This is a genomic window from Micromonospora sp. NBC_00858 (assembly GCF_045207365.1).
Lineage (GTDB): Bacteria > Actinomycetota > Actinomycetes > Mycobacteriales > Micromonosporaceae > Micromonospora.
Genome location: NZ_CP108828.1, coordinates 2,756,135 through 2,780,604 on the forward strand (window position 1 = coordinate 2,756,135; position 24,470 = coordinate 2,780,604).

At 74.2% G+C, this 24,470-nt stretch carries 27 protein-coding genes; 17 read left to right on the forward strand and 10 right to left on the reverse strand.

Going from position 1 to position 24,470, the window contains the following annotated elements; translation table 11 throughout:
* Nucleotides 1–27: 27 nt before the first annotated feature.
* The gene (locus OG990_RS13005) at nt 28–645 is read left to right on the forward strand and encodes an ATP-binding cassette domain-containing protein (protein WP_406080629.1); all 618 of its coding nucleotides are present in this window, start codon (nt 28–30) and stop codon (nt 643–645) included.
* Complete coding sequence (locus OG990_RS13010) at nt 642–2,063, forward strand: DUF6297 family protein (protein ID WP_406080631.1); 1,422 nt, start codon at nt 642–644, stop codon at nt 2,061–2,063. The genes OG990_RS13005 and OG990_RS13010 overlap by 4 nt, the downstream gene beginning before the upstream one ends.
* Before the next feature lie 96 nt (nt 2,064–2,159).
* On the opposite strand, the gene OG990_RS13015 is transcribed toward OG990_RS13010, so the two are convergent.
* Together OG990_RS13015 and OG990_RS13020 are read right to left on the reverse strand one after the other, a co-directional pair.
* On the reverse strand, nt 2,160–2,804 hold the full coding sequence (locus OG990_RS13015) for a dihydrofolate reductase family protein (RefSeq protein ID WP_355612464.1): 645 nt from the start codon (nt 2,802–2,804) through the stop codon (nt 2,160–2,162).
* A 100-nt stretch (nt 2,805–2,904) separates the two neighbouring features.
* The gene (locus tag OG990_RS13020) at nt 2,905–4,389 is read right to left on the reverse strand and encodes a PLP-dependent aminotransferase family protein (RefSeq protein ID WP_406080632.1); all 1,485 of its coding nucleotides are present in this window, start codon (nt 4,387–4,389) and stop codon (nt 2,905–2,907) included.
* Nucleotides 4,390–4,451: 62 nt separating this feature from the next.
* Between OG990_RS13020 and OG990_RS13025 the strand changes: the two genes are divergently transcribed.
* Nucleotides 4,452–5,063 carry a LysE family translocator gene (locus OG990_RS13025; RefSeq protein WP_406080634.1) on the forward strand — a complete coding sequence of 204 codons (612 nt, stop codon included), beginning with the start codon at nt 4,452–4,454 and terminating at the stop codon, nt 5,061–5,063.
* Between the two features lie 7 nt (nt 5,064–5,070).
* Nucleotides 5,071–5,817 (forward strand): B3/4 domain-containing protein, encoded by a 747-nt coding sequence (locus OG990_RS13030; protein ID WP_406080635.1) that lies wholly within the window; start codon nt 5,071–5,073, stop codon nt 5,815–5,817.
* Here the strand turns inward: OG990_RS13030 and OG990_RS13035 are convergent.
* Nucleotides 5,784–6,386, reverse strand: coding sequence for an MBL fold metallo-hydrolase (locus OG990_RS13035; RefSeq protein WP_406080636.1), 603 nt, complete (start codon nt 6,384–6,386; stop codon nt 5,784–5,786). The two genes, OG990_RS13030 and OG990_RS13035, sit on opposite strands and share 34 nt — an antisense overlap.
* Nucleotides 6,387–6,404: 18 nt before the next feature.
* Nucleotides 6,405–7,937: a multicopper oxidase family protein gene (locus tag OG990_RS13040; RefSeq protein ID WP_406080638.1), complete on the reverse strand. Its 1,533-nt coding sequence runs from the start codon at nt 7,935–7,937 to the stop codon at nt 6,405–6,407.
* Between the two features lie 156 nt (nt 7,938–8,093).
* On the opposite strand from OG990_RS13040, the gene OG990_RS13045 reads away from it, so the two are divergent.
* Nucleotides 8,094–8,522: an archease gene (locus OG990_RS13045; protein WP_406080639.1), complete on the forward strand. Its 429-nt coding sequence runs from the start codon at nt 8,094–8,096 to the stop codon at nt 8,520–8,522.
* Nucleotides 8,523–8,561: 39 nt separating this feature from the next.
* Here the strand turns inward: OG990_RS13045 and OG990_RS13050 are convergent, their stop codons facing one another.
* The gene (locus OG990_RS13050; RefSeq protein ID WP_406080640.1) at nt 8,562–9,980 is read right to left on the reverse strand and encodes an RtcB family protein; all 1,419 of its coding nucleotides are present in this window, start codon (nt 9,978–9,980) and stop codon (nt 8,562–8,564) included.
* A 70-nt stretch (nt 9,981–10,050) separates the two neighbouring features.
* On the opposite strand from OG990_RS13050, the gene OG990_RS13055 reads away from it, so the two are divergent.
* The 3 genes from OG990_RS13055 (at nt 10,051) to OG990_RS13065 (ending at nt 13,088) form a co-directional block, all read left to right on the forward strand.
* Complete coding sequence (locus OG990_RS13055; RefSeq protein WP_406080642.1) at nt 10,051–10,857, forward strand: SDR family oxidoreductase; 807 nt, start codon at nt 10,051–10,053, stop codon at nt 10,855–10,857.
* Between the two features lie 147 nt (nt 10,858–11,004).
* On the forward strand, nt 11,005–12,108 hold the full coding sequence (locus OG990_RS13060; RefSeq protein WP_406080643.1) for a DUF5919 domain-containing protein: 1,104 nt from the start codon (nt 11,005–11,007) through the stop codon (nt 12,106–12,108).
* A gap of 83 nt (nt 12,109–12,191) precedes the next feature.
* On the forward strand, nt 12,192–13,088 hold the full coding sequence (locus OG990_RS13065; RefSeq protein WP_406080645.1) for a pentapeptide repeat-containing protein: 897 nt from the start codon (nt 12,192–12,194) through the stop codon (nt 13,086–13,088).
* A gap of 32 nt (nt 13,089–13,120) precedes the next feature.
* Here the strand turns inward: OG990_RS13065 and OG990_RS13070 are convergent, their stop codons facing one another.
* A complete protein-coding gene (locus tag OG990_RS13070) occupies nt 13,121–13,642 on the reverse strand; it encodes a MarR family winged helix-turn-helix transcriptional regulator (protein ID WP_406080647.1) in 522 nt (173 codons plus the stop codon).
* Nucleotides 13,643–13,647: 5 nt separating this feature from the next.
* On the opposite strand from OG990_RS13070, the gene OG990_RS13075 reads away from it, so the two are divergent.
* Together OG990_RS13075 and OG990_RS13080 are read left to right on the forward strand one after the other, a co-directional pair.
* The gene (locus tag OG990_RS13075) at nt 13,648–14,868 is read left to right on the forward strand and encodes an MFS transporter (RefSeq protein ID WP_406080649.1); all 1,221 of its coding nucleotides are present in this window, start codon (nt 13,648–13,650) and stop codon (nt 14,866–14,868) included.
* Between the two features lie 39 nt (nt 14,869–14,907).
* On the forward strand, nt 14,908–15,144 hold the full coding sequence (locus OG990_RS13080) for a preprotein translocase YidC (protein WP_328417285.1): 237 nt from the start codon (nt 14,908–14,910) through the stop codon (nt 15,142–15,144).
* 18 nt (nt 15,145–15,162) lie between these two features.
* Here OG990_RS13080 and rnhA read toward each other — a convergent pair whose 3' ends face one another.
* The 3 genes from rnhA to OG990_RS13095 all read right to left on the reverse strand — a co-directional run bounded on the left by rnhA (nt 15,163) and on the right by OG990_RS13095 (nt 18,321).
* Complete coding sequence (gene rnhA, locus OG990_RS13085; RefSeq protein WP_328417287.1) at nt 15,163–15,639, reverse strand: ribonuclease HI; 477 nt, start codon at nt 15,637–15,639, stop codon at nt 15,163–15,165.
* An 84-nt stretch (nt 15,640–15,723) separates the two neighbouring features.
* Nucleotides 15,724–17,007: a lycopene cyclase family protein gene (locus tag OG990_RS13090; RefSeq protein WP_406080652.1), complete on the reverse strand. Its 1,284-nt coding sequence runs from the start codon at nt 17,005–17,007 to the stop codon at nt 15,724–15,726.
* A gap of 42 nt (nt 17,008–17,049) precedes the next feature.
* Nucleotides 17,050–18,321 (reverse strand): MFS transporter, encoded by a 1,272-nt coding sequence (locus OG990_RS13095; protein ID WP_406080653.1) that lies wholly within the window; start codon nt 18,319–18,321, stop codon nt 17,050–17,052.
* 374 nt (nt 18,322–18,695) lie between these two features.
* On the opposite strand from OG990_RS13095, the gene OG990_RS13100 reads away from it, so the two are divergent.
* The 3 genes from OG990_RS13100 to OG990_RS13110 all read left to right on the forward strand — a co-directional run bounded on the left by OG990_RS13100 (nt 18,696) and on the right by OG990_RS13110 (nt 21,099).
* Entirely contained in the window at nt 18,696–19,181 is a 486-nt protein-coding gene (locus tag OG990_RS13100) for a hypothetical protein (RefSeq protein WP_328417293.1), read from the forward strand.
* 89 nt (nt 19,182–19,270) lie between these two features.
* A complete protein-coding gene (locus tag OG990_RS13105) occupies nt 19,271–19,882 on the forward strand; it encodes a class F sortase (protein ID WP_406080655.1) in 612 nt (203 codons plus the stop codon).
* Between the two features lie 110 nt (nt 19,883–19,992).
* Nucleotides 19,993–21,099: a magnesium and cobalt transport protein CorA gene (locus OG990_RS13110; RefSeq protein WP_328417297.1), complete on the forward strand. Its 1,107-nt coding sequence runs from the start codon at nt 19,993–19,995 to the stop codon at nt 21,097–21,099.
* Between the two features lie 22 nt (nt 21,100–21,121).
* Here OG990_RS13110 and OG990_RS13115 read toward each other — a convergent pair whose 3' ends face one another.
* Nucleotides 21,122–21,835 (reverse strand): MBL fold metallo-hydrolase, encoded by a 714-nt coding sequence (locus OG990_RS13115; RefSeq protein WP_328417299.1) that lies wholly within the window; start codon nt 21,833–21,835, stop codon nt 21,122–21,124.
* A gap of 83 nt (nt 21,836–21,918) precedes the next feature.
* Here OG990_RS13115 and OG990_RS13120 point away from each other — a divergent pair, with 83 nt between their 5' ends.
* The 4 genes from OG990_RS13120 to OG990_RS13135 all read left to right on the forward strand — a co-directional run bounded on the left by OG990_RS13120 (nt 21,919) and on the right by OG990_RS13135 (nt 24,453).
* Nucleotides 21,919–22,686 carry an SGNH/GDSL hydrolase family protein gene (locus tag OG990_RS13120; protein WP_406081740.1) on the forward strand — a complete coding sequence of 256 codons (768 nt, stop codon included), beginning with the start codon at nt 21,919–21,921 and terminating at the stop codon, nt 22,684–22,686.
* A 47-nt stretch (nt 22,687–22,733) separates the two neighbouring features.
* The gene (locus tag OG990_RS13125; protein ID WP_406080657.1) at nt 22,734–23,153 is read left to right on the forward strand and encodes a YchJ family protein; all 420 of its coding nucleotides are present in this window, start codon (nt 22,734–22,736) and stop codon (nt 23,151–23,153) included.
* Between the two features lie 200 nt (nt 23,154–23,353).
* The gene (locus OG990_RS13130) at nt 23,354–24,070 is read left to right on the forward strand and encodes a hypothetical protein (protein WP_328417303.1); all 717 of its coding nucleotides are present in this window, start codon (nt 23,354–23,356) and stop codon (nt 24,068–24,070) included.
* Nucleotides 24,067–24,453, forward strand: a complete 387-nt coding sequence (locus OG990_RS13135; protein WP_328417304.1) for a VOC family protein — start codon at nt 24,067–24,069, stop codon at nt 24,451–24,453. Before OG990_RS13130 ends, OG990_RS13135 begins: the two co-directional genes overlap by 4 nt.
* The last annotated feature ends 17 nt before the right edge of the window (nt 24,454–24,470 follow it).

Consider the following 24,470-nt stretch of genomic DNA (forward strand, 5'->3'; position numbering starts at 1 on the left):
TGAACGGGTCTGCGAGAGTGTGTGATCGTGGATACGCTCTCGGTGCGGGGACTCAGCCGCAACTTCGGCAACCTGGTCGTGCTCGACGACGTGAGTTTCACGCTCCAGGCCGGCCGGATCGCGGTGGTGCTGGGCCCCAACGGCAGCGGCAAGACCACCCTCCTGCGCTGCGTGGTCGGCGCCGACCGGCCGGACGCGGGCGAGGTGCTGGTGCAGGGTCGCCGGGCCGACGAGACCGATCCCCAGGTGCGGGCGCTGGTGGCGGCCGCCCTGGACGACATCGACTTCTTTCCCGACCTGTCCGTGGTCGAGCACCTGGAGCTGGTCGCGTACGCCCACGGGGGTAATGCCGACCCGGTCGACGAGGTCCTGGCCGAGCTGGGTTTGGAGCCGGCCCGCGACCAACTGCCGGTGACGCTGTCCAGTGGGCAGCGCCGCCGGCTGGCGCTGGCGTCCTGCTTCGTGCGGCCCCGTCGGGTGCTGATCCTCGACGAGCCGGAGCAGCGGCTGGACGTGCGCGGCCGGCAGTGGCTGGCCGACCGGCTGCGCCGGGAGCGGGAGGCGGGCACCGCCGTGCTGCTGGCCTCGCACGATCCGGAGCTGATCGACGCGGTCGTCGACGAGCGGATCGAGATCGGCCGGTGACGGCCCCGCCGGCCACGGTCGCCGACGCGCCGGCCGGGGTGCCCACCGCCCGGCAGGTGCGCTCGCACCTGCGCCGGGCCCGCCGCCGGCACCACGACCACTCCCTCGGCGACGTGCTGGGCGACGCGTACGTCATGGTCCTCTTCGTGGGCATGTACGGCTGGTTCGCGATCAGCGCCAGCCGCGACATGCTGGATTCGCCCACGGTGGGGCGGGCCGACCCGGGGGTGCGCTGGTGGCTGGCGGTCGCCGCGCTGCTGGCCGCTGCCGGGCTCGCCTGGCGCGGCCTGCGCGCGCTCGGCCCGCTGCTGGTCACCCCGGCGACGCAGAGCTGGGTGACCAGCGCGCCGATCGACCGGCGGGCCTGGCTGGCGCCGCGCCTGGTCATCCTGCTGACGGGCGCGACGGCCGGCACCGCGCTGATCGGGCTGGCCGTGGCGGCGCTCGGCGGCGTCACCGACCTGGCCGTCCTGGGCTGGGCGGCGGCGGCCGGTGCGGGGTGGGGGGCGACAGCGCTGGCGTTCAGCGTGGTCGCCCAGGGCGGCCGACCGGGCCGGCGGTGGCCGACCCTCGCCGGGGTAGTGCCGCTGCTGGCGGCCGCCGCCGTCACGGCTCTGGTGGTCCTCGCCGGTCGTCTCGGCGACGGGCTGCCCCGGCCGACGGCGTCGCCGACCACCGCGCTGGTCGTCGTCGGGGTGCCCCTCGCGGTCGCCGCCACCGTCCTCGCGGTACGCGCGCTGCCCCGGGTGGACCGGGCCACGCTGACCACCGGCGCGCAGTTCGCCAACGCCGCGGCGACGGCCACCATCCTGCTCGACCCGAGCATGCTCGCCGGCCTGGTGGAGAGCCGGCGCTGGCGCCAGATCGGCCGGGTCCGCAGTCGCCGATTCCTGCCCGGCCCCGGCTGGTGGGCGCTGCTCCAGGCCGACGTGCGCCGGCTCCGCCGCCACCCCAGCGCCCTGCTGATCTGGACGGCGCTGATCCTCGTCCAGTACGCCGCCGCGCTCGCCCTGCCCGGCCTGGCCGGTGCCGCGCAGGTGGTGTTCGGCTACTTCGCCGCCGACCGGCTGACCGGCGGCCTCCGGTCGATCAGCCGGTCCCCCGGGTTGCGTCGGGCGCTCGGCGGCAGTGACGCCGCGCTGCGCGGGATCCACGTGATCGTGCCCGCGATCGGCACGGGGCTGTGGTGGCTGCTGACCATGCCGACCGTCGACGGTGGGCCTCCCTGGCTGGGGCCGGCGCTGGCGCTCGGGGTGGTGGCCGCCGCCTGGCGGGCCGGCACCCGACCACCGATCGACTACGGCGGGGCGACGGTGAACACGCCGTTCGGGATGATCCCGGTCGACCTGCTCCGCCAGGGCTCGCGGGGGCCGGCGCTGCTCGCCGTGCTGGTCCTGGTCCGCCTGTTCCTGGGCTGACCGGGCGGATCCGCCCGGTCAGCCCGGCGGCCCAGCCGAATGCCGACCTGGCGGATGCACCGCCGACCACACGGACCCACCTGGCGCGGGGCGGCTTCAGCCATCGCGCCCGGCACCGCGATCGGGTGCGCTCATGTCCCCCGTCCCGGGCGTGCCATCGGCGAGTCCGTAACGCAGGTACACGGTGCCCGTCGGACTGGCCACCGGCGGTTCGAGGAGTGTGACGTTCGTGGGCACCGCGCCACCGTCGAACACCTTCTTCCCGACGCCGAGCACGATCGGGTGCACCCAGAGGTCGAGACGGTCGAAGAGCTTCTCGCGCAGGAGGGTCTGCACCAGGTTCAGGCTCCCGACGACCTTCACGTGCTCGTGCCGGTCACGGATCTCGCGCACCGCGCCAGCCAGATCCGGGCCGAGCTGGGTGGACCCGGCCCACGAGAGGTCGGGCCTGCCGCGGGAGGCCACGTACTTCGGGACGCTGTTGAAGAGCGCGGCGATCTCGTTGTCCTCGCCGCCCTCCTGGTGCGGCCAGTAGGCGGCGAAGATGTCGTACGTCCGCCGGCCGAGCAGAAGGGCGTCCGTGCCCTCGTACGCGGCACCGACCTGGGCCCCGGCGACCTCGTCCAGCAGGGGCGCCTGCCAGCCGCCGAACGGGAACCCCACCGGGTCCTCCTCGGGGCCGCCGGGCGACTGCCCGACGAGGTCGAGGGTTGCGAACAGCTCGATGTGGATGAGGCCCATGCCCTACTCCCGATGCCGACGGATCTTGAAGCGCGCAGCACGGTGCCCTGCCTACGCCACCCGGCCGGGACGCCGACCGGCACTTCCCGCTCACGATAGGTCACCGGCCGGGGCGGAGGACGGAAGCGATCGTCGCGACGCCGTCCTCGATCTCGGTCGCCGTACGAGCCGCGTAGCCGAGCACCAGCCCCGGCCGGTACGGCCGCTGGCAGTGCCAGGACAGTGGTTGCACCTTCACCCCGCGCGCCAGCACGGCCGCCGCCAGCTCCGTGTCCACCACGGCGTCGTCCAAGGTGATCATCAGGTGCAGCCCGGCCGCCGCGCCGTGCACCGTGGCGGTCGGCAGGTGCCGGGCCAGCGCGGCGATCATCGCGTCCCGGCGGTGGATGTGCCGGCGGCGTAGCAGCCGCAGGTGCCGCTCCAGCGCGCCGGAGGTCATCAGCTCCGCCAGCACCAGCTGCGGCAGCACCGCGTTGCCCAGGTCGGCGTTGCGCTTGGCGGCCACCACCGCCGCCCGGTGGCGGGTCGGCACGAGCAGCCAGCCGACCCGCAGCGCCGGGGCGAGCAGCTTGGACACGCTGCCGGCGTAGCAGACCTGCTCGGGCAGCAGGCCGCGCAGCGCCGGCACCGGCGGCCGGTCGTAGCGGTGCTCGGCGTCGTAGTCGTCCTCGATGATCAGGCCGCCGGTCCGTGCCCAGTCGACGAGCTGGCGGCGGCGGTCGCCGTCGAGCACCACGCCGGTCGGGAACTGGTGCGCGGGGGTGAGCATCACCGCGGGCACGCCGCTGGCGGCCAGCTCGTCGACCCGCAGCCCGGCGTCGTCCACCGCGATGGGCGGGGTGTCCACCCGCCAGTTGTTGAGGTGCTGCCGTACGCCGAGCGAGCCGGGGTCCTCGACCGCGATCCGGTCGATGCCGGCCGAGCCGAGTGCCTGGGCGAGCAGCCCGAGCGCCTGGGACACCCCGGCCACGATGATCACCTCGACGGGGTCGACGGCGATGCCCCGGCTGCGGGCCAGCCAGACGGCGACGGCCTGGCGCAGCGCGGGGGCGCCACACGGGTCGCCGTAGCCGAAATCGGCCGCCGCGAGGTGGCGCAGCACGGTCCGTTCGGCGCGCAGCCAGTCCGCGCGGGGAAAGGCGGCCAGGTCGGGTACGCCGGGCGTCAGGTCGATGGTCGCGGTCGCCGCGCGTACCGCGTCGAAGATGTCGCTGCCCGGAGCTGGCGGGAAGAGCGCGGCTGGAGCCGGCGCGGCGGCCGGGGCGGGGGCCGGCGCGGCCGGTGCGGGCGGCGCGGCGACGACCACCGTCCCGGCCCGGCCCCGACCGGTGACGTGCCCCTCCTCGGTCAGCCGCTGGTACGCCTCGGTGACCACGCCCCGGGAGACGCCGAGGTCGGCGGCGAGCAACCGGGTGGCGGGCAGGCGGCCCCCGACCGGCACCCGTCCGTCGGCGATGGCCTGGCGCAGCCGGGCGGCCAGCCAGTCGGCGCGCCCGCCGGGCGGTGCGTCGGCGATGGTCAGGTGCAGAAAATCCGACCCGGCCGATATGGACCTCTCGGATGCCCTTGGTTTGGCCCTGCTCACCGGACCATCTTGGCAGCAGAGTGGTGATCAGGCAGCCCCGCCGAGCCCACCGGAGGACGACCGTGACAATCCCGTTCCTGGTCACCACGCTGATCGTGGTGGTCACCCCGGGCACCGGGGTGTTCTTCACCCTCTCCGCCGGCCTGTCCCGGGGCGCCCGGGCCGGCGTGCTGGGCGCGTTCGCCTGCACGCTGGGCGTGGTGCCGCACCTGCTGGCGGCGATGACCGGTCTCGCCGCGCTGTTGCAGACGAGCGCGGCGGCGTTCGAGGTGGTCAGGTACCTCGGCGTCGGGTACCTGCTCTACCTGGCCTGGTCGACCGTGCGGGACCGCAGCGCCTTCGCGGCGACCACCGCGACGCCGCCCCACTCGGCGGCCCGGGTGATCCTCTCCGGGGTGCTGGTCAACCTGCTCAACCCGAAGCCGACGCTGTTCGTCGTCGCGTTCCTGCCGCAGTTCGTGGACACCACCGCGCCGGGCTCGACCCGGTCGATGCTCGCGTGCGGGGCGGTGTTCATGCTGCTGACCTTCGTGGTGTTCAGCGGCTACGGCATATTCGCGGCCCGGCTGCGTGACCGGGTGCTGACCCGGCCGAGGGTCACCGACTGGCTGCGCCGGTCCGTCGCCGGCACGTTCGTCGCGCTCGGCGTGACGCTCGCTCTCACCGAACGATAGGAGTCCCGTGCAGTTCCAGCATTCCGCGCAGCTCCGCGCGGCGTACCCGGACCTGGTGGCCGGAGTGGTCCTGGCCACCGGCATCACCCCCACGGCGGACGTGGCGCAGCAGACCGCCGCGTACACCGCGGTCGCTCGCGATCGACTGGCCGGCGGCGCCGAGAGCGGGTTCCCGGAGATCCAGGCATGGCGGCGGGCGTACGCCGCCATGGGGCTGCGACCCACCCGGTACCGGTGCGCCGCGGAGGCGCTGCTGCGTCGGCTCCGGCTGGACGACGAACTGCCCCGGCTGCACCCGCTGGTGGACCTCTGCAACGCCGTGTCGGCCGCGTACGCGATCCCGGTCGCGGTGCTCGACCTGGACCGGGTCGACGGCGACCTGGTGGTCCGGCCGGCCCACGGCGACGAGGAGTACCTGAGCTTCGCCGGCGAGACCGAGCACCCCGACCCGGGCGAGGTGACCTTCGCGGACGCCGCCGGTCGCGCCCACGCCCGGCGCTGGACGAACCGGCAGAGCGGCTGGTCGGCCGTGCGGGCGGGCACCTCGTCGGTGCTGATCGTCGCCGAGGCGCTGCACTCCGACGCCGAGGCGGACGTGACCCGGCTGGTCGCCGCGCTGGTGGCGGAGCTGACCGAGGGATGGTCGGCACCGACGCGGGCCGCCGTGCTCACCGCCGCCGCACCCCGTTTCGACGTTCCGGCGGCCGGTGGCACGGCCGGTCAGGCGGTGTCGCCCGGGACGAGGTGGCGGTAGCCGGGGATCGTCTCGCCGAGCCAGCCGGCGACGCTGTCCAGGCCACGCTCGTTGATCTGCGCGTCGTGGATCGGGTACGCCCGATCGGCGCCCACCTCGCGGGCGAACCGGATCGCCTCGTCGAGGCGCAGCCAGGACCCCTGGGCCGGGACCAGCAGGGTGTGCACCGGCTCGTCCGGCACGTGCAGCGCGTCGCCCGGGTGGTAGAGCCCGTCGCCGATCAGGTAGCCGAGGTTGGGACAGTCGGGCTGGCCCTCGTGGATGGCGGCGTGCCGGCCGCCGTGCGCGCTGACCGTGATGCCGGCGGCGGTGAAGCGCTGCCCGGGGGCGACCCGGGTCACCGGCAGCGGGGCGAGGTCGGGCAGCCGGGCGCCCTCGGGGGCGTACACCGGGACGCCCAGGCCGGCCAGCCGCAGGACGTCCACGTGGTCGGTGTGCTCGTGGGTGACCAGCACCGCGTCCGCGCCGACCAGGGCACGCGGCTCGCTCCACGTGCCCGGGTCGACGACCAGCACCCCGCCGTCGTGCTCGACGCGGACGCAGGAGTGGGTGAATCGGGTGATCCGCATCCGGCGACCGTACGCCGGTCAGTCATGCTCCCCGTGGCCGCCATGTGCCGGCGGGCGGCCCGGCGCCTGGCCCGGGTCGACCACCACGAACTGGCCCATCATCCCGCTGTCCTCGTGCCAGAGCAGGTGGCAGTGGAACATGTAGGGCAGGTTCGGGTCACTGTGGTCGGTGAACCGCAGCACGATCCGCATCGGCTGGTGCGGTGGCAGGTAGATGGTGTCCTTCCAGCCGCCCATTTCGGGCGGTGGCGCGGCGCCGTCCACCGAGAGCAGTTGGAACTGCACGTCGTGGACGTGGAAGTTGTGCGGGGTGCCGTCGGAGTTGACCACCTCCCAGACCTCGGTGGTGTCCCGGGTGGCGGCGAAGTCGATCCGGTCCATCCGCATCGACCGGCCGTTGATGTCCCGCCCCTGGAACTCCAGCCGCCGGGTGGTGGCTGCGGCGGCGGGGTCCAACCGGTCCACCGGCACCAACGCGTCCGGCACCGGCGGTGACGGGGTCAGGGTGCCGGCCGCGCGCAGTTGCAGCACGTCGAACCGGTCGGCTCCACCCGCCGAGCGCCGGGCCAGCCCGCCGATGCCCAGATCGGGCGGGGTGCTGCGCAGCGTCACCCGCTCCCCCGGTCGGACGTCCACCACGATCTCGGCCCGCTCCCCCGGGGAGAGCCGCACCCGGGTGAGCCGGGCGGTCCGGGCCAGCAACCCGCCGTCGGTGCCGATCAGCGCGAACGACCGGTCGTCGGAGAGCCCGAAGTCGTAGGTACGCGCGGTGGAGGCGTTGAGCAGCCGCAGGCGGACCCGCTCGGTGCGCACGTCCAGGTAGGGGCCGACGGTGCCGTTGACCAGCACGGTGTCGCCGAGTGCGCCGATGCTGGCGATTGCGTTGCGGCTCTTGGTGAACTGACCGCTGCGGGAGAAGCTGCGGTCCTGCACGATCACCGGCACGTCGTCGACCCCGTAGCTGCGGGGCAGTGGCAGCGCCGCCTCCCGGTCGTCGTCGAGGATGAACATGCCGGCCAGGCCCCGGTAGACCTGCTCCTCGGTGGCGCCGTGCGGGTGCGGGTGGTACCAGAGGGTGGCCGCCGGCTGGTCCACCCGCCAGGTCGGCGACCAGGTGGCGCCGGGGCGGACCAGTTGGTGCGGGCCACCGTCCATCCGGGCCGGCAGATGCATGCCGTGCCAGTGCACGTTGGTCTCCTCGCCCAGCTTGTTGACCACGTTCACCCGCACCTGCTCCCCACGCTTGGCGCGCAGTGTCGGGCCGAGGAAGTCGCCGTCGAAGCCGGCGGTGCGGGTCAGCCGCCCATCGCCACGGAAGTCCCGCCGGCCGTCGCGGGCGAGCAGGTCGAAGACCCGGCGCCCCTGGTCGTCGAGCCGGGACTGCGCCAGCGGGGGTACGGCCAGCGGGCGGACGAAGTCCACCTCGCCAGCGGTGTCGGTGGTGCGGACCAGCGTCCAGGTAACCACGGCGACGCCGCCGCCGCAGAGCACCAGCACGCCGGCGAGCACGCCGATGAGCACCCGGACCAGGGGTCGTCGTCGGGTTGACACGGATCCACCTCCAGAAGATTGGCTACATGTAGCCTCTCTTCTTATGGACCCGACGGCCAGCCGGACGGGCCTCTTTCCGGGACCGGTCCGGGTTGTCCCCGAGGCGAATTCAGGCGGCGGGTCGGGTGCCGCGCCACGGGCGGGCATGATCGGGGCATGCAGCGCTCGACGCAACGGGGGCACCGGAGCGTGCCGCACACGGCCGACGTGCGGATCGAGGCGTGGGCGCCGGACCGCGAGGGGTGCCTGGCCGAAGCCGTCACCGCGCTGGTCGAGACGTTCGCCGACACCGCCGGTGCCCGGCCGCAGACCGACACCGAGTTCCGGCTGCCGCCCGGCGACGACGAGGACCTGCTGGTCGGGCTCCTGGACGAGGTGATCTTCCGGCTGGACACCGAGGGCACCCTGCCGCTGGACTGCGACGTGCGGCCAGCCGAGGACGGCGGCCTGGCGGTGCGCTGGCACTCGACCGGCACCGACGCGGTGGAGCTGGTCGGCGCGGTGCCGAAGGCGGTGTCGCTGCACGCGCTGAGTGTCGGCCCGGACGCCGCTGGCTGGGCCTGCGCAGTGACCCTGGACGTCTGAGCGCCGACGATCGGCGGTCCCGGGTCCCGCCCCGCGCGGTCAGCCCTTGACCACGCCGAGCGGCGTGAGCCGGGCGACCAGCCGGCACAACCCGGCCCCCCGGGAAGCCTCGACCACCGCCGAGACGTCCTTGTACGCCTCCGGCATCTCCTCGGCCAACCCCTTCCTGGACGCGCCGCGTACGGCCACGCCCCGCCCCTCCAGGTCACGCCGCACGTCCTGCCCCCGGGCGGCCCGGGTGGCCTCCCCCCGGCTGCGGACGCGGCCGGCGCCGTGACAGGTGGACGCGAAGGCCGGATTGCCGGCGACGCCGGTCAGCACGTACGACGAGGTGCCCATCGAGCCGGGGATGAGCACCGGCTGCCCGGCGTCGCGCAGGTCGCCCGGGAGATCCGGGTGCCCGGGCGGCAGCGCGCGGGTCGCGCCCTTGCGGTGCACGCAGAGCCGCCGGGTACCGCCGTCCCGCTCGTGTTCCTCGATCTTGGCGAGGTTGTGCGACACGTCGTAGACCAGATCCAGGCCGGTCCCGGCGACCCGGGCGAAGACCCGGCGGGCCGCCTCGGCGAGGAGCTGCCGGTTGGCCCGGGCGTAGTTCGCCGCAGCGGCCATCGCACCCAGGTAGGCCCGCCCCTCCGGCGATTCGACCGGCGCACAGGCCAACTGCCGGTCCGGCACCTCGATGCCGTGCCGGGGCATCACCCGTTCCATGATCCGCACATGGTCGGTGCAGATCTGGTGGCCCAGCCCCCGGGATCCAGAGTGGATCATCACGCAGACCTGCCCGAGCCGCAGCCCGAACGCCGCCGCGACCGGCTCGTCGTAAACCTCCTCGACGACCTGCACCTCCAGGAAGTGGTTGCCGGAGCCGAGGCTGCCCACCTGACCCTGCCCACGCTGCACGGCCCGGTCGCTGACCTGCTCCGGATCGGCCTCGGACACCACACCGCCGTCCTCGCAGCGGGCCAGGTCCCGGGGCACCCCGTGCCCCTGCTCGACCGCGTACCGGGAGCCGCCGCGCAGCACCGCGTCCAGCTCGGCCCGATCGGCGAGCTGCCAGACCGCGCCCCGACCCATGCCGCGCGGGACCGCCGGGTCCAGGCCGTCCATCAGCGCGTCGAGCACCCGGGAGAGCTCCGCCCGGTCCAGCTCGGCGGTGAGCAGTCGTACCCCGCAGGAGATGTCGAAGCCCACCCCGCCGGGCGAGACCACCCCGCCGTCGGCGACGTCGGTGGCGGCGACGCCACCGATCGGGAAGCCGTAACCCCAGTGCACGTCGGGCATGGCGTACGACGCGTCGACGATGCCGGGCAGCGTGGCCACGTTCGCCACCTGGTCCAGCGCGCGGTCCGTGCCGACCTCGGGCAGCAGCTCCGGCACGGCGAAGACCACCCCGGGCACCCGCATCGGTGCCGCCCGGTCGATCCGGAACCGGTACGGCGACTCCTGGACCAGTTCCATGCCCGGCGGCTACCCACCGGGTCCACTCGTACACCCGGTTGGGCCGGTCCGGTCGGGGTAGTGCGGGAGGATGCCCCAGCGATACCAGAACTACCCGAGGGCCGCCGTCGTCACCGGTGCGGACTCCGGCATCGGCAAGGCCTGCGCGGTCGCCCTGGCCGAGGCCGGCTTCGAGATCGGCATCACCTGGTACGGCGACCCCGACGGCGCCGATCGCACCGCCACCGAGGTCCGCGCCACCGGGCGGCGCTGCGAGGTCAGCGAGGTGGACCTGACCCGGCTGCCGGAGGCCGCGACGGTGGTGGACGAGCTGGCCGATCGGCTCGGTGGCATCGGGGTGCTGGTCAACAACGCCGGCACCGGCGCCTCGACGCCGTTCGTCGACACCGGGTGGGAGCAGTGGCGGGAGGTGCTGGCCGTCGACCTGGACGCGCCGTTCCTGTGCGCGCAGCGAGCCGCGCGGCGGATGCGGGCCGCCGGTGCCGGCGGGCGGATCATCAACATCACCAGCGTGCACGAGCACGCGCCCCGGGTCGGCTCGGCCGCGTACTGCGCGGCGAAGGGCGGGCTGGGGCTGCTCACCAGAGTGATGGCGCAGGAGTTGGCCGCCGACGGCATCACCGTCAACGCGGTCGCCCCCGGCGAGATCGCCACGCCGATGACCGGTCAGGAGGACGTCGACCCGTACACCCAGGAGCGGCCCGGCGTACCGGTGGGACGGCCGGGCGACGCCCGGGAGGTCGCCGCCGTGGTGGCGCTGCTCGCCTCCCCCGCCGCCAGCTACGTCACCGGGGCGTCCTGGCCGGTCGACGGCGGCATGCTGCTGATGGGCCCGCAGGCCGCCGCGTTGACCACCGACGACTGGCGGTCGGTCTGAGCACTGCCCGTTCACGGCGGACCTGCTCCGTGGATGAAACCGGCGGTCGCGAACGGGACAGCGCCCGGCAAAGCGGGCACGTATCCTCCGCATTCCGGTGATCAGCGGGCGGCCACGTGGGGCCGGCCGACGACGGAGGGGGACCGGATGCCCGAGTGGGCTGGTCGGGGCGGCCGGCAACGACGCGCCTTCGGCGTCGGTGGGACGCTGCTCGGGGTCGCCGCCCTGATGCTGCTGGCTGCCTGGCGCAGCACCGGCTTCCTCAGCGACCTGCTGCTCAACCTCGGCGCCAGCGTGGTGCTCGCGGCCATCTCGTACGTCATCTTCGACCCACTGTTCGAGGAGGCCCGCAAGGCGCGGGTGCAGGAGCACCTGAGCTTCGACCAGCAGGCGTTCGTGACCCGGCTGCAGCGCGCCGGCCGCCGGGTGCGGATCCTCGACACCTGGACGATCCTGCTGGAGCAGCGGCATCGCGAGGAGACACTGGCAGCGGTACGCGCGGCACTCACCAACGGCTCGCAGGTGCAGTTGCTCCTGCTCGACCCGGACTGCACCGCCGCCCAGCAGCGCTCTGAGGAGCTGGAACGGCAGCGGGTGAACGTGCCGCGGCAGATTCGCACCAACCTGCGCCACCTGGCCGCCTTCTCCGACGCCCTCGACCCCCGGCTGCGACACCGGTTGCAGGTCCGGCTCTACGACGCCTCCCCGTCGATCCAGCTCTACCAGTGGGACGGCCGGGCGCTGATCTCGTTCTTCCCGATCGGGAAGCTGTCGTTCAACGTGCCCCAACTTGAGGTGGACATGGACAGCCCGTGGGGTGGGTTCGTGCACGCCCGGTTCGAGGAGCTGTGGGAGCACGAGCAGGCGACCGTGAACCTGGAACAGTACTGGTCGGTGACCGTCACGCTGCGCCACGACGACTCCGACGTGGTCGAGGTGCAGGTGCCCTACGTGACGGTCGACGGCCAGCACTACATCGACTGCCGCGCGTTCCGCCTGACCCGGCCGCTGACCGTGCGGGCCGTGCTGCCACCCCGGGCACCCGGGGCCGCGCCGACGGTGTTCGCGCTGGCCGAGCTGGCCGACGGAGACCGTACGCCGGCGGCCACCGTGGCCCGGACCTTCGACCAGAAGTACGGGCCTGGCGACGGGGAGCGGGCGGTACGCCGGCTGGTGTCGCAGCCGTCGGGCGGCGGCCCCCGTACCCCGGCACCCCGCTCGACTCTGGCCGGCGACCCACACGGACGGTGACCCCGACCCTTCGGTCGCGGGGGTACGCGGGACAATGGTGGCCACGGCTCACCGCCGTGCCGATCGCCAGGAGGACCGTCCGCGTGTCGCACAGCCCCGCTCCCCCGCCCGGGCCGGCGCAGCTGAGCGCCGACTGTGAGCGCTGCTTCGGGTTGTGCTGCGTGGTGCCCGCCTTCGCCGCGTCGGCGGATTTCGCCATCGACAAGCCGGCCGGGCAGGCCTGCCCGAACCTGCGCCCGGACCACCGCTGCGGCATCCACACCGAGCTGCGGGATCGGGGGTTCCCGGGCTGCACGGTCTTCGACTGCTTCGGCGCCGGCCAGCAGGTCGCCCAGGTGACCTTCGGTGGGCGGGACTGGCGGGACGCGCCCGAGACGCTGCCGGCGATGGCTGCGGCGTTCACCGTGCTTCGTCCGCTGCACGAGCTGCTCTGGTACCTCACCGAGGCGTTGGCGCTGCGCCCACCGGCCGAGCTGCGCGCCGAGCTGGACCGCGCCCGCGCCGAGACGGCGGCGCTCACCGGTGGCGACCCGGCGCAGTTGCGCGCGGTGGACGTGGCGGCGCACCGGGAGCGGGTCAACCCGCTGCTGTCCCGAGCCGGCGACGCGGCCCGCGCCCGAGGCGGCGTGGCCGGCCCGGACCGCCGGGGCGCCCAGTTGCTCGGGGCGGACCTGCGCGGGGTCGACCTGCGCCGGGCCAACCTGCGCGGTGCGCTGTTGATCGGCGCCGACCTGCGCGGGGTCGACCTGGGGCTGGCCGACGTCACCGGCGCCGACCTGCGCGGGGCGGATCTACGCGGCGCGGACCTGCGGGCCACTCTCTTCCTGCACCAGGCCCAGCTGGACGCGGCGCGGGGTGACGCGCGCACCGCGCTGCCGGCGACGATCACCCGGCCGGCGCACTGGTCGGCGCTGGCGCTCACCCCGGTCCGCCGGCCATCCCGGGCCGCGGCCCCCGCCCGGCGCGGCCGACGCCGCTAACGATCGGTACGCGTCGCGCCCGGGGGTACGCCTCAGTCGCCGCTCCGCTCGCGGAAGCCGGCGTCGACCGGGCACTGCGGGCATCGGGTGCGGTCGCAGAGCCGGCAGAGGTGAGCCAGGCTGCGGGCGTCGGTCACCTCGTCGCGCATCAGGGCACGGGCGATGTCGGCGAGTTGGTGGCGTTGTTCGGCGGGCAAGGGGGCGAGCAGCGCGTTCAGCGCCTGGTCCCGGGCCTGCAGGACGCGGTCGGCCGCCCTCGCACCCTCCGGTGTGAGGTGCAGCGCCCGGCTGCGCGCGTCGGCGCCGGCCCGCCGCTCCACCCAACCCTGCTCACGCAGTCGACGGACCAGGTGCGCGGCACCGGGCTGACTGAGCCCCAGAACCTGACCCAGCCACTCGGCGGTCGCACCCGGCTGGTCCTTGAGGACGACGAGCGCCTCCGCGAGCGCGCCTCCGGCCCCGACCGACGAACTGACCGACGCGCGCATTCGGGAGCCGACGAGCAGGGCGAGTGCGCCGAGCAGGTTGGCCGAGCCATCCTCGGCTAGATTCATAAGTCATGAATTTACCCCGGCGGGCGTCGCTGCTCATCGTGTTGATGACCGTGGCGCAGCTACCGGTCGCGATGCGGCAACTGCTTGTCGTGCTGCTCGGTCACGAGAACACCGGCAGCTTCGCCACCGCCGGTGTGGCCAGCGCCGGCTGCGGCATCGGGCTGGCGGTCACCGCGCCACTGGTCGGCCGGCTGCTGGGCCGGCTCGGCAACCGGCCGGTGCTGCTGACCACCGGTGCCGTCCACCTGGTCACCCTGCTCGGGTTGGCGGTGGCCACGAACCCGGTGGCGTTCGTGGCGCTGGCCACCGCTGCCGGGCTGAGCACGCCGCCGGTCCTCGGCAGCGGGCGCGCGCAGCTCGCCCGGATGGTCCCCTCCCCCGCGCTGAGCCGTGCGTACGCCGTCAACGCGGTCGGGCAGGAGGTGCTCTACGTGGGCGGCCCGCTTGCGGTGACGCTGAGCCTGCTGGTCAGCGGTCCGGCCGGGGCGCTGCTGACCTTCGCCGCGATCGGCACCGCCGGGCTGGTCGGCACCGCCGCCGTGGTGCCCTACCGCGCCGTCGACGACCGGTCCGCCGAAAGCCGGCCCACGACCTCCGGCCGGGCAACCCGTCGCACCATCCTGAGCACGCACGTCGGCTACATGGCCGCCATCGGTGGCATGTGGGTGCTGGTCCCCGCCTTCGCCACCACGGTTGGGCACCCGGACCAGGCCGGACTGCTGGTCACCGTCTGGTCGGTGGGCAGCCTGGCCGGCGGCCTGCTGCTGGCCCGCAGGGGTCGACCCGGCAGCCCAGGCGGCGCGTACCTGGCGCTGGTGGGCACGTTGGCCGTGACCTCGCTGGCGCTGCTGCTACCCCGGACCGTGCCGCAGATGGCCGTCGCGCTGGCGGTCTTCGGGCTGGCGCTGGCACCCTTCCTCGCCGTCACCGACGAGCTCCTGGCCCGGTCCACCCCGGCACCCCAGCTCGCCGAGGCGTACGGCTGGTTGCAGACGGCCGGGCAAATCGGTCTCGCCGTCGGCTCAGCCACCAGCGGGGCGATCACCGACCACTTCGGCAACACCCCTGGCTTCCTGGTGGTGTCCGCAGCGCTGGTGCTCGCCTCGGCCATCGCGCTCACCCGCCGACGGACCCTGCGCCTGCCGGAAGCGCCGCCGGAAGCCACCGCGGCCGCGGAACCGGTGGCTGCGGCGGGGCGAGGTTTCGCCCGCGACGACGCCGGGTAGCCACCGCCGACGCGGAACGGCACCGACGGGGGGCACGGCGTGGGCTACCGAAAGCGTGACGGTGAGCTGCCGGCGGACCCGGCACATGCCGAGGACGAGGCCGGCCAGGTGCCGTTGGTGCAGGTCGAGGCGGACACCAAGGTCCCGCCGCCGGACGACACCGACGTGCCACCGGACATCGTCACCGAGGACAACAACTCGGGCATGACCGGCGGCTCCTCCGGCAGCAGCGGCGGCGGGTCGAGCATGCCCGGACATCCGGACGCGACCCGCTGAGGCGGTCTCGGCGCGGGATCAGCGACTGGCCAGCGCGGCCGCGCGCGCCTCGGTCATACCCTTGTTGGCCAGCCCGTCGGCCCGCTCGTTCTCCGGGTGCCCGTTGTGCCCCTTGACCCACAGCCAGGTGACCTGGTGCCGCTCGCAGGCCGCCTCCAGGCGCTGCCACAGGTCGGCGTTCTTCACCGGCTGCTTCGCGGCGGTCAGCCAGCCGTTGCGCTTCCAGGACGCCAGCCAGCTGGTGATGCCGTTGCGGACGTACGTGCTGTCGGTGTGCAGCTCCACAACGACCGGCCGGTTCAGGCTTTCCAGCGCCTGGATGGCCGCCATCAGCTCCATCCGGTTGTTGGTGGTCGGGGTGGCCTCGCCGCCGCACAGCTCCCGCTCATGGTCGCCGTAGCGCAGCAGCGCACCCCAGCCGCCGGGCCCGGGGTTGCCGCTGCACGCCCCGTCGGTCCAGATCTGCACGCCCCTGCCGGCCACCGCGTCCACCATGCCCGGCAACCTACCGGGCGGCGACGCCGTACCCCGCGCTCGGGTGACCGCCGCGCCGGCCTGGGACCGCTGATTCCCGGTGGGTCAGCCGGGCAGGGGGCCGGCGTCCGGTGCGGCGCCAGACGGCGGGGTGCCGACGACGGCGGCCGGGATGCTCGGCGCGGGTCGGGTCGGGCGCAGCCGGTCGCGGACCCGGTGCGCCGCGTCGCCTGCGGTGGCGGCGATCATCGGCAGTAGCCGCGTGGAGTTCATGATCGCGATCTCCTCGGCAGGGCTGGTGACGCCGTCGAGGAAGCGCAGCACCCGCTCGGCCGGGTTGCGGTCGAAGAGCCGGTCGAAGAACTCGGGACCACCGACCCCGCCCCGGTCGAGCGCGCGCAGCGCGACCGAGTCCATCCAGCGGTGCCGGCGCGGGTAGGCCGGCGCGGGCACCGGCGGCTGGCCGGCGGCGAGGGCGCGGGCCACCTGGTCGGCCTGGCGGTACATGGCGGAGAAGGTGAAGCCGGTGGACGGGCGGGTCGCGCCGCCGGCCGTGCCGAGGCGGATGACCCGGGTCGAGGGCCGGGCCGGGAACGGCGCGTCGGTCATCGGGATCACCCCGTTCTCCACCTCGCGCACCCGCAGCCCGCTCGGATCCAGCCCGAGCAGGTCGCGGTAGCTGGCCAGCGCCGCGTCGTACCCGACGTCGGTGAGCAGGCCCGGCGAGAACTCGGTGTACTCGACCAGGGCGTAGCGGTCGCTCACCGGCAACACGTAGCCGAAGGAGACGCCCCGGGCCGGCTGCGGGGTGCGGAAGTCCATCAGCACCGCCCGCGCCGGATCGAACGTCGGCCGGTCCGCCTCCAGCCACCACCCCCGGAAGTGCTGCAACCAGGTGGTCCGCCCGGGTCGTGCCGGTGGGCGGGGGCGGGAGTCCAACACCCAACCGGCGCGCACCGTGGGCCCACCGCCGGTGCGCACCACCACATGGGCGCCGTCGTCGGCCACGCTCTCGGCGGGGGCGACGATCCGGGTCGCGCCGAGCCGGTGCTCGGCCTCGGCCGCCCGGTCGTAGACCGGGCCGGAGCGGAGCATGGCGTACCGCAGCGGGGTCAGGTCCAGCACCCGACGCCGCGTCGGCGTGGCCACCTCGACCTGCTGCCAGCTCGCGCTGAGCAGCGGGTCCAGGTCGCTGTCCGGGTGGCCCCAGAACGCCCAGGTGCGGTCCTGGCCGCGTCGGCGCACCGGGTCGACGACCGCGATCCGCAGGTCGCGGACGCCGTGCCGGTCCAGCGCGGCGAGCAGCAGCGACGCGGCGCCGCCGCCGCCGAGCAGCGCGAGGTCGACGTCGAGCGGCGCGGATTCGGTCACCGCATCACGCTGCCACACCACCCGCCGGTTTCACGCGCCACCACCCGACGCGACGCGTGGTCAGCCCGCCCGGGCGGGCTCGGGGGCGGTCGGGGGCGGATCGGCGCAGGCGCGGGCCACCGCCGCGCGGTTGAAGACCCGCCAGGTGGCGGCGGAGACGCCGATCGCCACCACGAGTCCGACCCAGTACGGCGCGGTGATGCCGAACCGGGCGGCGAGCAGGCCGCCGAGCAGCGCGCCCACGCAGTTGCCACCCGCCGCCACGAAGAGCGTGGTGCTGGCCACCCGACCCTGCAACTCCGGTGGGGTGAGCCGTTGGCGCAACGAGTTCGCCACGATGTTCCACAGTGCGCTGTGCACGCCGAAGGCGAAGAGCGCGAACCCGACCACGATCGTGCTGCGCGACGCGGCCAGCGCCAGGTGCAGCCCTGCCTCGATCACCAGACCGATCCGGATCGTCCAGGTGGCGCTGGTCCAGGCGATGAGCCGGTCGCCGAGAAGCGCGCCGAGCACCCCGCCGCAGGCCATGCAGGTGAACAGCAGCCCGTAGCCGACGGACCCGAGCCGCAGCCGCTCGTCGGCGAGCAGCACCAGCACCGCCAGCGCGGCGGTCAGGGTCACGTTGAGCAGGCCGATCAGTACGGCCATCGTCCGCAGCAAGCGCTGGTGGGCCAGCCAGCGCAGCCCTTCCACGATCTCCCGGCGCATCGAACGGGTCCGCCGGGTGTTCGCGTCGGTGGCGGCGGCCCGGAAGTCGCCCCCGATCAGCGCCACCAGGACCGCGCTGAGGGCGTACGTGACGGCGTTGACCAGGAACGGGCTGCCCGCCGAGACGGCGAACAGGAAACCACCCAGCGGTCCGGCGAGCATGCCGTGCATGAGGGTGGTGCCGCCGCCGAGCCAGCCGTTGGCGCGCTCCAGCCGGTGCCGGGGCACCACGGTCGGCAGCATGGCCTGGCTGGCCGAACGGAACACGATCTCACCGGTGTTGACCACGAACAGCACCACGTACAGCAGCGCCACCCCAGCCCGGTCGGTCATGATCGCCGCAGCCAGCACGGCCAGCGCCACCACCCGGACCAGGTCGATGATGATCATCAGGCGGCGCCGGTCCATCCGGTCCACCAGCACGCCGCCGGGCAGGGCGAAGAGCAACCAGGGCAGCCAGGCCACCGCGGATGCCGCGGCCACCACGAGCGGGTCGTCGGTACGCGACGCGACAAACAGCGGCGCGGCGACGGTGGCCAAGCCGCTGCCCAGGGCGGAGAGCGTGCTCGCCGCCCAGAGCCGCGCGAACCGTGTCCCCAGTCCGGCAACCCTGTCCTGTGTCACGGGCACGGAACCTACCAGCGGCTCTCCCGTTCTCCTCCCCGATTTGTCCGTCGGCAGAACGGCGGCTGACGCGCAACGCCGCTGGCCGAGTGGGGGCAATCCCGTCGGCGCCGGCAATACCTCGCCATCGACCCAGCCGTGACAGCCCGGCCGGACGGACATCGACCGGGTCACCGGTGCCGGTCGGCCCGTCGAGGCGTTTCCGCAGCTCTCCCCGTCTTCGGGTGGACACGTGACGGCAACGAGGATTTCTCATTTTCACCGGATCGAGGACCCAACGGACCTAGTGTTGGTCACACCGGTGCTAGTCACGGAGATGGCCACCCGAACGACGTCCCACGCAGTCAGCGGACGAAATGTGAGGGAAGACGCGTATGAAGGTCTCAACAGCACTCTGTTCGGCGGCGCTCGGCGTAGGCCTCGGCACGCTCCTGCTGCCGGGCGCCGCACTGGCCGACACCACGGTGTCACCAGCCACCACGCCGGTCGGCGGGACCGTCGTGCTCACCGCGACGACCTGCAACCCGAAGTCGGGTGACGCCCTCTTCCGTGTCACCGGCCCCAACCGCGACCAGAACGTCCGGTCGACCACGGCCGCGGCCGGTGGCGGGCTGAGCGCCGAACTCTTCACCGCCGGCTTCACCCTGGGCACGTACACGGTGGCGGCCACCTGCGGCGACGGCAGCTCAGCCGGCAGCGCCACGTTCACCGTCACCCCGATCGGCGGTGCCCCGGCCGGCTCCGGCGGAGACAGCCGCGACAACGGCACTCTCGCCGCCGGTGGCACGCTGCTCGGCACCGCCGTCGCGGGCGCGGTCATCCTGCTTCGCCGACGCCGTCCGGTGTCCGCCGTCGCCTGACCGGCGACCCGCTCCATCCCTGAGGACGGGTGCCCGTGCCGGTGACACCGGCGCGGGCACCCCGACGATCCCGTACGGAGGTGCGCACGGTGTGGAGGCGGCGGACCCTTCCGGCGGTGGTCGCGCTGCTCGGCGTGACCGGGCTGGGGCTGATCACCGTCGGCCTCACCGCCGACCCGGCACGACCACCGCGACCGCCGGCCGACGCGCCGACCCGCACCCACCCCGCACCGGACCTGGCGCCACTGCCCCGCGCCGCGCCGGTCCGGGTGCAGATCCCGGCCATCGACGTACGCGCCGAGGTCGTCCCGGTCGGCGCGGACGCCGCCGGGGTGCTGGAGGTGCCACCACTGGACCGGCCCACCGTCGCCGGCTGGTACCGACACGGGGTCAGCCCCGGTGAGACCGGCAACGCCGTCCTGGTCGGGCACGTCGACTCCCCGGCCGGTCCGGCGGTCTTCTTCGACCTCGGTCGGCTACGCGCCGGCCAGCAGATCCAGGTCACCCGCGCCGACGCCCGAGTGACCACGTTCACTGTGGACGACGTCCGCGCGTACCCCAAGGACCGCTTCCCCAGCGGCCTGGTCTACGGTCCGGCGGACACCGCCGCGCTGCGACTGATCACCTGCGGCGGCCGGTTCGACGCCGGGACCGGCAACTACGTGGACAACGTCGTCGTCTTCGCCACCCGCACGGCCTGAGACCGCCGGCCCGCCTGTCGGGAGCCGGACCCCGCTCGGCAGAATGCGGTGGCACCATCCCCTCCGGGCACCTCGATCGGGGCGGTGCGCCGGCGGCGGGGAGGCACGCGGTGGATCAGCGACCGGTACGGGACCGAGCCGGCCTTGGCGTACGCGCCCTGGCCCGTCGACTGCTCGGTCGGGTCGAGACCGACTCCCCCACGGCACGCCGGTCCAACCCGGACGCCGTGGTCGACTGCGCCGTCTACGTCAACGGCCGGCGCGAACCCGGCCGTCCGCACTACGCCGACGCGTACGCCCGCGCCCGACACGGCCGCGACGCCTTCGTCTGGCTGGGGCTGCACGAGCCGGGCCCGGCGGTGCTCGCCGCGGTGGGCCGGACCTTCGGCCTCGACGAACTGACCGTCGAGCAGGCGCTCGCCGACGGGCACCGGCCCACCGTGCAGCGGCACGGGCCGGTCACCCTGCTGGTGCTCCGCACCGCCGGGTACGTGGAGCACGCCGAGCTGACCGACACCTCCGAGGTGATCGACACCGGGGACGTGATGGTGCTGCTCGGTGACCGGTTCGCCCTCACCGTGCGGCACGGCGCCGCCGGGGCGCTGCGCAGCGTCCGCGCCGACATCGAGCGCCGCCCCGCGCTGCTGGCCGCAGGGCCGTGGGCGGTGGCGTACGCGGTCTGCGCCCGGATGGTCGACTCCTACCTCGAAGTGGCCGGGCACGTGGAGCGGGACCTGGAACGGGTCGAGGAGTCGGTGTTCGCCCGCGACCGCTCCGTCGACATCCAGCACATCTACCAGCTCAAGCGCGAGGTGGTGGAGTTCAAGCGGGCGGTGCTGCCGTTGCAGGCGCCGATGCGCACGCTGCTCGACCCGGGCAACGACGGGCCGCCGCGTGCCCTGCACCGCTGGTTCGTCGACGTGGACGGCCGGCTGAGCCGGGCGGTGGATCGGGTGGCCGCGTACGACGACCTGCTCACCTCGATCGTCCAGTCCCGACTGGCACAGCTCGCCGTGGAGCAGAACAACGACATGCGCAAGATCGCCGCGTGGGCGGCCATCGCGGCCGCCCAGACCGGCATCGCCGGCGTCTACGGCATGAACTTCTCGCACATGCCGGAGCTGACCTGGCGCTACGGCTACGCCGGCGCACTCGCCCTGATGGCGTTGGCCGCCCTCGGCCTGTACCGCCTGTTCCGCCGCTCCGGCTGGCTCTGACCCGCCGGGGGCGCGGGACGGGTCAGTGGGGCTGGGAGAGGAGGAAGCTGCGGATCCGGTCGCGGGGACTGTCGGTCAGCTCGGGGCCGTGGGTGAAGGCGGCGATGTCGTAATCCAGCTCGCCGAGGACGTGCGCGGTCTGCTGGGTCAGCCGGAAGTCGTTGCACAGCCACTTCACCGGCCAGCGGACCCCGAGCACGTTGAACAGCGCGTCCCCGGTTATCAGCAGCCGGGTCGGCTCGTGCAGCAGCGACACGTGCCCCGGGGAGTGCCCGGGAGTGTGCACCACCCGCAGTCCGCCGCCGACGTCGATCAGATCGCCGTCGACCAGCGGCTGCGCCACCTCGACCGCGGGGAACCGGCCCCCGTCGACCCGGGCGAAGAACCGGCCGCCGGTCACCGCCGGGTCGTTGACCGGTTTGCGGCCCGCCTCGGCGTACGGCACGTCGGCCGCGTGCGCGGCGACCGGGGCACCGGTGCGGCGGGCCAACTCCGCCGCCCCGCCTGCATGATCGGGATGCGCGTGGGTCAGCACAATCCGGGTGACGTCCGCCGGCACCTTGCCGATCGCCGCCAGCCCGCGCACGATCCGGGCGGGCGCCCGGGTCAGCCCGCAGTCGATCAGCGTGACGCTGCCGTCGTCGTTCACGAAGGCGTACGAGTTGACAGCCGCGCGGCCCAGGGTGGGGATGCGCCAGACGTTCGGGGCGAGCGGCACGGCCGGAGATCGCGACATGTCGCGAGTCTAGGATCGACCGTCAACCATCCCTGCCCCAGCGGTACACCGGTGCGGGGCGGGCGGCTAACGTCGCCCGGGTGATGTGGCAGCGGTACGTGGCGATCGGCGACAGCACCACCGAAGGGCTCGACGATCCGGACGGCGCCGGCGGCTACCGGGGCTGGGCCGATCGGTTCGCCCTGGCGGTGGCCCGCGCGCAGGGCGGCCTGGAGTACGCGAACCTGGCCATCCGTGGCCGGACCACCGCCCGGATTCGCGCCGAGCAGCTCCAGCCCGCCCTCGACCTGGCCCCCGACCTGGCCACCGTGGTCGCCGGCATGAACGACGTGCTGCGCCCCTCCTTCGACGCGGAGCAGGTCGCCGAGCACGTCGCGGAGATGCAGCGGGCGCTGGTCGGGCAGGGCGCCACCGTGCTGACCTTCACCATGCCGGACCCGGCACCGGTGATGCCGCTGGCCCGGCCGCTGCGGGGCCGGATGCTGGCGCTCAACGCGGCACTGCGGGTGGTCACCACGCAGACCGGTGCCACCCTGCTCGACCTGGGCGCGCACCCGGTCTCCTCCGATCCCCGGCTGTGGAGCGACGACCGGCTGCACGCCAACAGCGCCGGCCACGCGCGGATCGCCGCCGCGCTGGCGTACACGGCGGGTCTGCCCGGGTTCGACGACTCCTGGACGCAGCCGTTGCCGCCGGTGTCACGGCGGCGCCGCGGTGAGGTGCTCGGCGCCGAGCTGGCCTGGACCCGCCGGCACCTGCTGCCCTGGCTGGTTCGGCACCTCTGCGGACGGTCGTCCGGCGACGACCGGGTCGCGAAGCGGCCGGTGCCGCTGCCCGTGCCGCTGGAGTAGCGACGGTCGGCGTCCGGGGCCGGTTGGCGGTGCGGCAGGATGGCGGCGTGGGTAAGGGTGCGGGGCGTCGGCGGGCGGACGCGACGACGGGACGGGCCTGCCCGTGCGGCTCCGGCCGGGTGTACACCGACTGCTGTGCCGAGGTGCACGGCGGCGTGGCGCACGCGCCGACCGCCGAGGCGCTGATGCGCTCCCGGTTCAGCGCCTTCGCCCTCGGCGACGCCGACTACCTGCTGCGTAGCTGGCACTCCTCGACCCGCCCGGCGCGGCTGGAGCTGGAGCCCGGGCAGCGGTGGACCCGGCTGGAGATCGTCGAGACCGAGCGGGGCGGCCTGCTCGACACCGCCGGCACCGTGACGTTCCACGCGCACTACCGGGACGCGGGTCGGCCGGGCACGCTGACCGAACGCAGCCGGTTCGTCCGCGAGGACGGCCGGTGGGTCTACCTCGACGGCGAACAGCCCTGACGGCTGCGCCGACGACCGGTTCGCGCGTAGGATGACGTCGGCGTAGTCCTGCGCCGCACCTCCCTCCCGGCGCTCACGCCGCCGGCCATGCGGAGGCAAAGGGGGCCTGAGCCCTCGGGACGTGGTGCCACATGCCCCACTCCGGCGGGGTCGACGGGAGCGTGAGTCCCGGTGACCGTGCCGTTGACCGGGAGCATGTGATGACCAACCAGAGATCGTTCAAGACCCGGGTCCGAGCCCGGATGGAGAAGACCGGCGAGAGCTACACCACCGCCCGCCGGCACCTGATCAATCGGACCGCCGCACCCACCGTCGCGCCGGCACCGGACGTGTCGCCGTCTCCGGCACCCGCCGCGGCGCAGACCGAGCGGATCGCCGACGACCTGATCCACGCGCGGACCGGCCGCGGCTGGGCGGAGTGGTTCGCCCTGCTCGACGCCGCGGGCGCCACCGAGCGGACGCACACCGAGATCGCCCGCCAACTGGTCGTCGAGCACGAGGTACCGGGCTGGTGGGCACAGAGCATCACCGTCGGCTACGAGCAGGAACGCGGCCTGCGCGCGCCCGGTCAGCAACGCGGGGGTGGCTTCTCGGCCAGCGCCAGCCGGACGGTGGCGGTGCCGGTACTGCGGCTGTTCGGGGCGTTCGCCGACGAGACGGCACGCGCCCGTTGGTTGCCCGACGTCGAGGTGCGCCTCCGTACCGCCACCGCGCCCCGCAGCTTCCGGGCCGACTGGGCCGGTGGTCCCACCCGGATCGTGGTCGGCTTCGAGGCGGTCGGCGAGTCGAAGGCCCGGGTCAGCGTCTCGCACGAGAAGCTGACGGGGGCCGAGCAGGCCGCGGAGCTGAAGGTGTACTGGCGGGAGCGGCTCGCCGCGTTGAAGGTACTGCTGGAGTCGGACGGAGACCACCGATGACCATGACGTTCATCAACCTGCCGGTGCGCGACCTGACCACCGCCGCCGAGTTCTACCGGGCGATCGGCTTCACCAGCGACCAGGCCAACCTGGACGGGGGCAACGTGCAGATCACCGTCTCCGACAGCACCCGGCTGATGCTGCACCTCCGCTCAGCCTTCGAGGGGTACACCGGGGTCGCCGCCACGGAGACGGCGACCAGCCGGGAGGTCATCGTGGGGCTGTCGGCGCATAGCCGGGAACGGGTCGACGAACTGGTCGACCGGGCGGTGGTGGCCGGCGGGGAGTCGGTCGGGCCGGGAGTGGACAACGGGTCGATGTACATGCGCGGCTTCCGGGATCTCGACGGCCACCAGTGGTCGTTCCTGCACCTGGCCGGCTGAGCGAAGGCCCGGCGGCG

Bases quoted from the DNA above. Each gene is read 5' to 3' on its own strand.
- rnhA (WP_328417287.1), bottom strand. From the start codon at position 15,639: ATGGTGGACGCGGTGGCCGGCAGGGGCGTGCAGATCTGGACCGACGGG.
- OG990_RS13060 (WP_406080643.1), top strand. From the start codon at position 11,005: ATGCCCGAGTGGGCTGGTCGGGGCGGCCGGCAACGACGCGCCTTCGGC.
- OG990_RS13035 (WP_406080636.1), bottom strand. From the start codon at position 6,386: ATGCGGATCACCCGATTCACCCACTCCTGCGTCCGCGTCGAGCACGAC.
- OG990_RS13100 (WP_328417293.1), top strand. From the start codon at position 18,696: ATGAAGGTCTCAACAGCACTCTGTTCGGCGGCGCTCGGCGTAGGCCTC.
- OG990_RS13050 (WP_406080640.1), bottom strand. From the start codon at position 9,980: ATGGAACTGGTCCAGGAGTCGCCGTACCGGTTCCGGATCGACCGGGCG.
- OG990_RS13070 (WP_406080647.1), bottom strand. From the start codon at position 13,642: ATGAATCTAGCCGAGGATGGCTCGGCCAACCTGCTCGGCGCACTCGCC.
- OG990_RS13135 (WP_328417304.1), top strand. From the start codon at position 24,067: ATGACCATGACGTTCATCAACCTGCCGGTGCGCGACCTGACCACCGCC.
- OG990_RS13120 (WP_406081740.1), top strand. From the start codon at position 21,919: ATGTGGCAGCGGTACGTGGCGATCGGCGACAGCACCACCGAAGGGCTC.
- OG990_RS13055 (WP_406080642.1), top strand. From the start codon at position 10,051: ATGCCCCAGCGATACCAGAACTACCCGAGGGCCGCCGTCGTCACCGGT.
- OG990_RS13075 (WP_406080649.1), top strand. From the start codon at position 13,648: ATGAATTTACCCCGGCGGGCGTCGCTGCTCATCGTGTTGATGACCGTG.
- OG990_RS13015 (WP_355612464.1), bottom strand. From the start codon at position 2,804: ATGGGCCTCATCCACATCGAGCTGTTCGCAACCCTCGACCTCGTCGGG.
- OG990_RS13115 (WP_328417299.1), bottom strand. From the start codon at position 21,835: ATGTCGCGATCTCCGGCCGTGCCGCTCGCCCCGAACGTCTGGCGCATC.
- OG990_RS13130 (WP_328417303.1), top strand. From the start codon at position 23,354: ATGACCAACCAGAGATCGTTCAAGACCCGGGTCCGAGCCCGGATGGAG.
- OG990_RS13045 (WP_406080639.1), top strand. From the start codon at position 8,094: ATGCAGCGCTCGACGCAACGGGGGCACCGGAGCGTGCCGCACACGGCC.